Source organism: Bacillus sp. JJ1127, assembly GCF_036965845.1.
Taxonomy (GTDB): domain Bacteria; phylum Bacillota; class Bacilli; order Bacillales; family Bacillaceae_G; genus Bacillus_A.
In genome coordinates this window covers 1-9,042 of record NZ_JBALQK010000118.1, presented here as the reverse complement: position 1 = coordinate 9,042, position 9,042 = coordinate 1, and the positions used below count along the sequence as shown (strand labels likewise).

The following is a 9,042-nucleotide window of genomic DNA, read 5'->3' as shown; positions in this document are numbered from 1 at the left end:
ATTTCTTGATTTTCTTACTCTTTATATTGCCCTAATAAGCTCTGAATACTTCTAAATCTATACAATGATTTCTCACCCCTAAATGTAATTGCATAGTAATATTATGGCAAAATACAGAGCTTTTTTCACTATAAATTATGTATTAATATTTATGGAATTCTTAGTTTTAAATAAAAAATTTATATACTTAAAGTAAAGGGCTTGATTTCAATTAAGGGGGAGGATAATTTGGAGGTTTTTAACTCAGCTGCTCCTGCACAAACAAAAAATGAAGATTTACCATTCGATATTTCCTGGATGACCGATTGGATTGTAGACTGGTTTGATTCTTTATTTAATGGCGGCAGTGATGTAATAAAAGACGGGGGAGATACAATAGATGGTGCAGTCCATGCGAGTGTACCTGCATTCTTTGATGTTATTTTCCTTATTCTTTCTGTAGTAATTTTAATATCATTATTAGTTTTTGGAGCTTCTTTATGGTTTAAACATATAAAGTGGAAAAAGAGATCTATTTATTTTGGAGTAGGTTCATTTATTCTCATACTATTAATAAGGATACTACCGGTGTTAATGTTGACAACACGTTCTTTTGATTTTCAAACCTTTATGAGTAATATGGTGGGCTTAATTACTTCTATAATTTTAGGAACAGCTGTATTAATGTTTTTAATATCTTTAGCACTAGGTATGCTTTATAAGAAATTTGAACACCCGAAATATGGAAAATGGAGTTCGAGTTTGAGATATAGTTCAATTTTTATATTTGTAATGACATTGATAGTACCGGCCTTGCTGCGTCATTTATAATTTGAGTTTATATAAGGAGAAAGAGGAATAGTGCAGGTTATATCTTTAGTGTTTCTGTGTAATTATGCTAGCGCTCGTTCTCCACTATATTTCTGAGTTAAGTCTAATACATTAAATAGAATTTTGTTGTATGAAGTTTTTGCAAGGGGGAGAGGTACTAGTGACTACTTTTGTTGTAATGGTGAGTATATTCTTAATTCTGTTCGTAATTGGTCCCAAAGCAACTAAGAAAAAAGAAGAAAGAGATAGAATAGAAAAAGAACATAAAGAGAAAATGGAGGCTTTAGAGGAAGAAAAGATTGATTTAGATATTAATGGGAATAAAGTACGCTTACACAAGAAGCCTAAGCTAAAGAACAGTATATATAAAATAAAGAGTAATAGGTAACGAAGACTGGAATTACATTTAAAGGGGAATTAAGTGAAGGTAGCAAAAAACTAAATCGGATGATATTTAAATATTAAGGGGGATCACTAATGTTTAATAAAACTAAAGAAGTACCAAAATATCAACAAAAACATTCAGGAGTATATAAGTTTGAACTACCATACTTTACAGGGCTAGTTATATCCATGGAATCAAATGAAGATAAGTTACGTGAGGTACAACGGTTTCCAGTAGAAGTGTATGTTCTTACTGATAAAGATTTAGCAAGCGGTATAGGAGCGAGATTTGTGATGTATGGGAATGATAGTCGATCGGTAGGAGATCGTTATGCTCAATTGGCAACAATATTAAGAAGAGCTTATTTTACAGCACTATTTATTCCGGATGTTCCCCGAAAAATAAAATGGATTGAATATCGTGATGCTAAAAATACAGTACTGAATAGAGAAGAAATATTAGAAATCAAATTAAAATGGGATGAAAAATCGGCATCTTATAGTATTGTAGGACATAGCTTACTCAAAAGTATTTTTGATTGAGCTATGAAACGGAGAATTTTTTATGAAGCAAAATCAAAATAGTTTCTACGGAAAACCGATTACAGAATATCCTTCTGTAACATTTGAATGCAAGGATATTGGAGCTGGGTTTCACTTAAATGTTTGCGGTGTATATGTTTTTTATGCGGTTAGTGGAGTTGCTTTGTATGTGGGAATGTCTACTAATTTGAGAGGGCGTATCCTTGAACATTTACAAGGAAACAGCGAAGGTACAGAGCTTTTAAATCATTATTTCCATCGAGTAAAGGTGTATCTTATAGATGATGAAAATGAAAGAGAATCATATGAACATAAACTAATTAATGAATTACTTCCATTGTTCAATGTTGCTGGAAATGACAGTATGCATAGAGATTTTCTAAGTCGCCTTCGTACATTTGTAAAAGAGATTATTTCAGAACAAGAGCAGAAAATTAAACAACTAGAAAAACCAAGTGATGAAGAAGAGATAAATGTATATGGTTAATTTTATACGGAATTTTTTAACCCCGCCTATATTTTATTTAGGCGGGGTTATGTTTTATGGAGTGTTTAATTACGGACAATTTCGTTATTTATCCGTACATATGCAATATTCTCAACTAAATGATAGCCTTTTTGGGTTAATTGAGTAATGAATTCGTTTGGATTGATTTGCTTATCAATTTCCTTTAGCAAAACAAAATCTCCTGATTTTTTTCTTTCCTTAATCGGTAGTTCCCTATTCTCAAGTAAACCGTTTAGGATTCCTAATTCGATATTTGAAAAGGTTTGCTGCTTTGTTAATTTATTTGCTAGATGAAATGCAATTAATAGATGAAACGTTCTAATGTCATATGGGGTTGTATTATCATACGTATAGCTAGTTGTTATTTCGTTAAGTACATACAGTAGATGATCAAATTCCATAGAAGATAAGGCGGAAATATCTACAACTGGGAGTTTAGGCTTCTTTTTTATTCCAAATGGTACTTGTATACGATTCATTTTTACACTTCCTTATTTGTATTTAACTCTTCCCATTCACTTTTTTCTAAGTAAATCATTTTAATTGTACGTCTAAGTAATTGTGAAATGGTTTTAGTAACAATGGAATCATTTAATGGATTATATAATGTCTCAACTTGTTGAGGATTTTCCATTACGAAAATAATATGGTGTTTTGATCCAGTAGCATGAACTATTTCCCCTAAACTATTTGCAATTAGTGGATTATCTTTCTTTATATGAGCAATACAGTTAGGAAGAAATGTTTCTAATAATTTGCTGGTTTCCCAAGTGATTTCTGGTAATACAATATCTTTTGCAGTTTCCTTTGCTTTTGGATCGCGATATATTTGGATGTTTCTCCGTCTTTGATTAGAAGTTGTCAGTTCTTTTTGTTTTTCAAATTCGTCTAAACGCTGATTGAATGTTGCGATGGTATCAAGTATACCTTGTAACATTGTTTGATTAAGCTCACTGGAAGCTTGATTTTCAATATTTTTGTTATTCGGCTGAGTAATTGGTGTTTCCTGCTCCTGCTGAAGAATCTTAACTAATGCAATTTCAATAAGTGTTGCAGCATATACAGAGCTTTTTATTTTATACTGTATCGTTGTAAGTTCTTCTAGAATACTTGGAATCTTGGATAATGGTATTCGCCCGGCGAGATTTATAAATGCATTATTATAAATGGCCACTTTAAACATATCAGTTTTTTGGGATAGATTAAAGATCATGATGTCCCTGTAATAACCGATTAGGTTACTTAAGAATAAATCTGCTTGTTTTCTCTCTAAAATAGTTTGCAAAGAATCCAAAGTACTGGCTAAATCTTTATCAGTTATATAATGAATTAATTTTTCAATATCCTGAACAGATACTTTACCAACGATTGTTGCAACATGCTCTACTGTAACATTATTGGTTGCATATGCAATTACTTGGTCCATTATGCTAAGTGCATTTCTTAAACCGCCTTCTGCTAATTGAGCTATTAAATGTAAAGCTTCATCTGTAATCCGAATCCCTTGATCATTTGAGATAAAATTTAATCTTTCAATCATTACTTGAAGAGGTATATTTCGAAATTCAAACTGTTGGCATCTAGAAATGATAGTTTTAGGAACTTTTTGCGGATCTGTTGTAGCGAGTATGAAAATAACATGAGCTGGCGGTTCTTCTAATGTCTTTAATAGAGCATTAAATGCAGAATTTGAAAGCATATGCACTTCATCGATGATGTATACTTTATATTTTCCTGTAACCGGTGCTAAGTGTACTTGATCTCGAATCTGCCGTATTTCTTCCACTCCATTATTACTTGCTGCATCAAATTCTAGAATGTCAGAGAATTTATTATTATTGATGTCACTACAGTTGGCGCATTTTTGACAAGGCTCACCGTTATTTAAAGGAGTTAAGCAGTTAACACCTTTTCCAATTATCTTTGCAACAGTTGTTTTACCAGTCCCTCTTGGTCCGGATAAAAGGTATGCATGAGCTACTTTTTCTAGTTTAATTGCATTCATAATAGTGGTCTTAATGTGATCTTGCCCCACTAAATCATTAAAGCTATTTGGTCTATACGCACGGTATAGTGCAACATAATTACTCATTAATATTCCCCCTATAAATTTCAAGTTTTAATAAATGGCAATTTTTTAAAATGCAAAAAAGCAGCCAAATGAGTAGAGTTATGGTTCACATTTTTCATGTGTTAACTCAACCCAAAGGGCTGCTTTTAATTTAAAGAGGTAAAAAACAAAAAGTGAAAATCATAAGAATATTATAACTCTTAGTGTTGCAAAAAGGAAGATTAAAAACTTTATGAATCGATTTGACACGCATAATTCCATATATTACTCTTTAGAAGAGTTATCAGAAAATTCTTTTGAAAGAGGGGATTAAAGATGGGTGAATTAGTATCGATTACGAAAAAGAACGACAAAGATCTAATAGATTTATTTAAACATTATAGTGAGAGTTTTGAGGAAGGAGATTCTATTGTTAAGGATAAGATTTCTGACGAAATATTCACAACGGTGAAAGATGCTGTCACTCAATATTGGTTAGAATCTACGGAATCATTAAATGATGTTGTTGATTTGTACATTATTATCTCTTTAATAGAAAGCGATTCACCGAAACACAAGAAAATAGTTACACGTTTTTTCAATGACTGTAAAATTTTCTTAACAGCGAAGGAAAAAAAACAAGGTAAACGTGGGAAAATCGATCGGCTGTTAAAAGAATATATTAAACCGCAAACGAAAGAAAGGCTTCAAAAAAACTTAAAGGTTGCTGGTGAAATTGAGATAGCACAATTACAAGCAGCGTATGATCGAACAGATAACCATCAGAAGAAAATTGAAGATGTACAAGATGTTATTGAGAAGTACGGAATGCATTTCACAATATTTATCACTACTTATATAGAAACTCAAGGAGCAGACGATATGCATGAATTATATTTAGAAGCTGCTCCATTCAGATACATTAATATCCTTTCGGAATTGGCATTATTTCATAAGGAGAAATACCCGAATCAAGAAAAAGTTGAAGAAATTTCGTTTGAAGAGGAGCGAAATAGCTTTCAAAGTAAGTTAAATGAGTATGAAAAAAAATTAAATAAACAAGAAAAATTATTAAATAAATATAAATTAGAAAACGAACATTTAAAAAAACAAATCATTTCATCTGATGCCAAGGCATCTAGAGTTGTTAAACAAACTGAAAGATCAGTAAATGAATTGATGTCAGATTTAGCAACTGAAGAAGAAATTAAATCAGAACAACATAAAAATGAAATAGAGTATTTAAATAAAATGATTGAACAAATGGCTCAAGAAATCATTCAATTGCAGAAAGAAGAACCGGAAGGAAATGCGCATAAGAAAGACTTAACAGGTAGAAAAGTTGCAGTGATTGGTGGTAATAAAGAAAGATACTATAGAGAATGCGTTGAAAAATATAATGCAGAAATTATATTTGTAGCAGAAGATCAACATCGAAAAATAGATAGTGCAGTAAAGAAGGCGGATGTTGTTTTTTACCTAACAGAATTATTGAGTCATATATATCATGAATTAATTATTCCAGCTGCTGCTCGTTATAATACTCCTATTCGTTTTGTAAATAGTAAGGGGATTTCAGCTTTTGAAAGTGCGTTAAATAGATATGCTAATGAGTAAAATGTAAAGTGAACCGAATCTTTAAGTATGATATAATAGGTGTAATATATTTTTTTGAATTTTCTTTAGTTTATTAGCGATCATGCCCTTCGGGTAAAAGAACGATGTACATAGTACATGGCATTCTTTTCCGGAAGGGCTATTTTTATTTGTACAAAAGTGTGAAAGAGAGGGGAAGCTTTTGAAGGCGTCGGAAAAGCAAAGTGTATTTCTACCAGAAGGCTACTTTGAAGAGAAGGCAATACCGCAGGCAGAAATAGCTGATATTTATACTTCTAAGGAGTTAATTACAGATAATGAACTTGATTCTTTTTATTTTAGAGCGTTGGAAGAAAAGAATATTTATCTAAATGAGAAACAAATTGAAGCTGTTCGGACAATTGATAAACCTGTATTAGCAATTGCAGCTGCGGGCAGTGGAAAGACAAGGGTCCTAGCAAGTAGAGCGGGATACTTAATGTGTGTAGCAGAAGTAGATGCATCAAGAATATTGGTTTTAACATTCACACGTAAAGCGGCTAATGAAATGAAAGAAAGGATTGCTGGTTTACCAGGCATAAGCAAATCGGTATTAAATACAATTGTTGCTGGTACTTTTCATTCTGTATTTTTAAGGATATTAAGAAGCAGAGGGTACGAACAACGCATTCTAAGTAATGAAAAGTTCAAACACATTATTATTAAAAACATACTAAAGAAGTATAAATATCAGGAAGCATATGATCCTGAAACTGTCTTGTCGCGTATCTCCTATTACAAAAATACATTTGTAACTCCGGAAAAACTTCCAGCTAAAACACCGATTGAAAAAGAAATCAAGACCATTTACCATTCATATGAAGAGTGGAAAGCAAATAATAATCAAATGGATTTTGATGATATTTTACTATATACCTATCAACTTCTTTTAGAAGACTATCAATTACTTGAATTACTCCAAAATAAGTTTCTCCACATCTTGGTGGATGAATATCAGGATATTAGTTTGCTGCAACAAATGATAATTAAAATGTTAGCATACCCGCAAAAGTTGATATTTGGTGTAGGAGACGACGGACAAACCGTATATTCGTTCAGAGGATCCGATCCCAAATTAATATTAGATTTCCCGAATGAATTTCCAGGTGCGAAAGTAATAAAACTTGAGGTCAATTATAGATCAAATCCATACATTGTTGGACTTGGGAATGAGGTAATTAAAAACAATAAGGTACAATTCAAAAAAGAACTTAGAGCCTATAAGGTGGATGGATATAAACCGATTTTTAGTTCACCTGCAGATAGTGATGAAGAGGCAATAGATATTGTGCAAAGTATAATGAATGCTGTTAATAGTGAAAAAAGACATTTTAAAGATATTGCCGTTATATATAGGACTCATGCTATTAGTAGAGCGATTGTAGAACAACTTGTATTAAATGATATCCCTTATGTTCAATATGGAAATAAGGATACTTTTTACGAAAATACGTATGTACGGCCAATTATAGGTTTTTTAAAGTTAATTTTAAATCCAACAGATGAAGAGGCTATACAAGACATATGTAATGTACTGTATATAAGTAAAGAAAAAGCAATGTCTCATATTAATCGAGCTTCTGCATTGGACTATATAGAGGGAAAGGTAAAGCCTTTATTATACTACTTAACATCAATTCCAGAACTAAAGAAGTATCAACTTCAATTTATTATGGGAGTGATGAAAAACTTAAAGGACTTGAGCAGATTAAATCCAGCCTCGGCTATCGAAGAAATTCGAAATGGGTACATTGGATACGAAAAATATCTACAAAACAATAAACGTGAATCCTTAACTATTCATCAAGAATTAGTTAAAGAAGTGCTTGATGAACTGACAGCATCATCGAAGAAATTTAAAGATATAGCATCATTTTTAAATTTTATAGACAAGGTTATTTTTCGAAATAAGCAAATGGAAGAATTGCACAAACAACAAAGTCCTGATGCAGTTACACTGCATACTATACATTCTTCCAAAGGGTTAGAATTTCCAACTGTATTTTTTATAGGGGTATCTGAAGGCGTATTACCTCATAAGTCGGCTCTAGAAGTGATGGATGATAGAATTACAAATAAAAAAGAAATTACAATGAAGCTACAGGAAAGCTTAGAAGAAGAAAGAAGGTTAGTTTATGTAGGAATTACACGTGCTGAAAGTGAGCTGTTTATATCGAGCCCTAAGGTTGTTAGAAATCAAGCCTGTGAAATATCCAGGTTTATTAAAGAAGTATTTAAAAGGTGATACTCTAGATATAAAGAAACAAATAGCTATATGTTGATCCATTCAATTTATGGACAATAAGTAGGATATTTTTGGGCCCCCTATTTTTTTATGGAATGATTTTTCATTAGTGTGAATTAGTGATATAATCACAATAAGCAGAAAGTTTTTACTATTATGTAAATTTGAAAGTTATGTGAAGATATTTAAGTTTTTTATAATTAAGATTTAATATTTCTTAAATGTTCGAATCAAAAATGTAGTTATAAAAATGTAATAGACATGGATTGTAATTCTGAATAGAAGAGTTGTTTTAGAGTGAAAATGAATACAAGGATTTTTGTGATTTGTTACAATTTGAACCTTGTATAAAGGGGATGTTTAGTGTGGGAATTCTTTCTCAGTGTAAAAATTGTAATGTAAAAAATGCTATTTCGGATATTAATAATACATGTGGACATTGTGATAATAACAAGCTAGAAAATTTTAAAATTATTATGCCTGGAGAGCCGTTAAAAGGTATGGGTGGGATGTACGCTCTAACTAGAGCAAGAGAAATATTGGAATCAGCATTGAATAGGGAAGAAGTTTTAATAATAGATCCTGAAAGAAGTTACAATAATTTATAGTTTTTTATCGTTCTGTACTTATTGATTAAATTAATCAGGCTTTTACGGAAAATAGATCTCCCACCTAACTTCTTTACTTTACAGTCAAACTTTGAGGTTGGAGTCTTAATGTTCACAAATAGAGGGAAGCCTGTGATTCCTTTATATGGAGAAAGAATAATAAAAAGAGCTTAGAATCTTTGATTTTAAGCTCTTTTTTACTTTATAAAAAATTTTTTAATAAAAGATTTTTATTTAATTATGTTGTTCACAAAAGTTG

Annotated in this window: 9 protein-coding genes; 7 read left to right on the top strand and 2 right to left on the bottom strand. The window is 31.4% G+C overall.

From position 1 onward, the window contains the following. Positions 1-210: 210 nt before the first annotated feature. The 4 genes from V7183_RS12725 (at position 211) to V7183_RS12710 (ending at position 2,224) form a co-directional block, all read left to right on the top strand. Positions 211-810 carry a hypothetical protein gene (locus V7183_RS12725; protein WP_335359754.1) on the top strand — a complete coding sequence of 200 codons (600 nt, stop codon included), beginning with the start codon at positions 211-213 and terminating at the stop codon, positions 808-810. Positions 811-970: 160 nt separating this feature from the next. Continuing rightward, entirely contained in the window at positions 971-1,198 is a 228-nt protein-coding gene (locus V7183_RS12720; protein ID WP_335359752.1) for a hypothetical protein, read from the top strand. A gap of 89 nt (positions 1,199-1,287) precedes the next feature. Then, positions 1,288-1,737: a hypothetical protein gene (locus V7183_RS12715; RefSeq protein ID WP_335359751.1), complete on the top strand. Its 450-nt coding sequence runs from the start codon at positions 1,288-1,290 to the stop codon at positions 1,735-1,737. Positions 1,738-1,759: 22 nt separating this feature from the next. Then, entirely contained in the window at positions 1,760-2,224 is a 465-nt protein-coding gene (locus V7183_RS12710) for a GIY-YIG nuclease family protein (protein WP_335359750.1), read from the top strand. Positions 2,225-2,289: 65 nt separating this feature from the next. On the opposite strand, the gene V7183_RS12705 is transcribed toward V7183_RS12710, so the two are convergent. Both V7183_RS12705 and dnaX read right to left on the bottom strand, forming a co-directional pair. Further along, positions 2,290-2,724, bottom strand: coding sequence for a hypothetical protein (locus V7183_RS12705; protein ID WP_335359749.1), 435 nt, complete (start codon positions 2,722-2,724; stop codon positions 2,290-2,292). A gap of 2 nt (positions 2,725-2,726) precedes the next feature. Next, on the bottom strand, positions 2,727-4,337 hold the full coding sequence (gene dnaX / locus V7183_RS12700; RefSeq protein ID WP_335359748.1) for a DNA polymerase III subunit gamma/tau: 1,611 nt from the start codon (positions 4,335-4,337) through the stop codon (positions 2,727-2,729). A gap of 294 nt (positions 4,338-4,631) precedes the next feature. Between dnaX and V7183_RS12695 the strand changes: the two genes are divergently transcribed. The 3 genes from V7183_RS12695 (at position 4,632) to V7183_RS12685 (ending at position 8,783) form a co-directional block, all read left to right on the top strand. Continuing rightward, positions 4,632-5,912, top strand: a complete 1,281-nt coding sequence (locus V7183_RS12695; RefSeq protein ID WP_335359747.1) for a DUF2325 domain-containing protein — start codon at positions 4,632-4,634, stop codon at positions 5,910-5,912. A 181-nt stretch (positions 5,913-6,093) separates the two neighbouring features. Further along, on the top strand, positions 6,094-8,175 hold the full coding sequence (locus V7183_RS12690; RefSeq protein ID WP_335359746.1) for an ATP-dependent helicase: 2,082 nt from the start codon (positions 6,094-6,096) through the stop codon (positions 8,173-8,175). Between the two features lie 356 nt (positions 8,176-8,531). Then, positions 8,532-8,783 carry a hypothetical protein gene (locus V7183_RS12685; protein WP_335359753.1) on the top strand — a complete coding sequence of 84 codons (252 nt, stop codon included), beginning with the start codon at positions 8,532-8,534 and terminating at the stop codon, positions 8,781-8,783. The last annotated feature ends 259 nt before the right edge of the window (positions 8,784-9,042 follow it).

Excerpts from the sequence above, each read along its gene's own strand:
- V7183_RS12715 (WP_335359751.1), top strand. The coding sequence starts at position 1,288 with ATGTTTAATAAAACTAAAGAAGTACCAAAATATCAACAAAAACATTCA.
- V7183_RS12710 (WP_335359750.1), top strand. The coding sequence starts at position 1,760 with ATGAAGCAAAATCAAAATAGTTTCTACGGAAAACCGATTACAGAATAT.
- V7183_RS12705 (WP_335359749.1), bottom strand. The coding sequence starts at position 2,724 with ATGAATCGTATACAAGTACCATTTGGAATAAAAAAGAAGCCTAAACTC.
- dnaX (WP_335359748.1), bottom strand. The coding sequence starts at position 4,337 with ATGAGTAATTATGTTGCACTATACCGTGCGTATAGACCAAATAGCTTT.
- V7183_RS12695 (WP_335359747.1), top strand. The coding sequence starts at position 4,632 with ATGGGTGAATTAGTATCGATTACGAAAAAGAACGACAAAGATCTAATA.
- V7183_RS12685 (WP_335359753.1), top strand. The coding sequence starts at position 8,532 with ATGTTTAGTGTGGGAATTCTTTCTCAGTGTAAAAATTGTAATGTAAAA.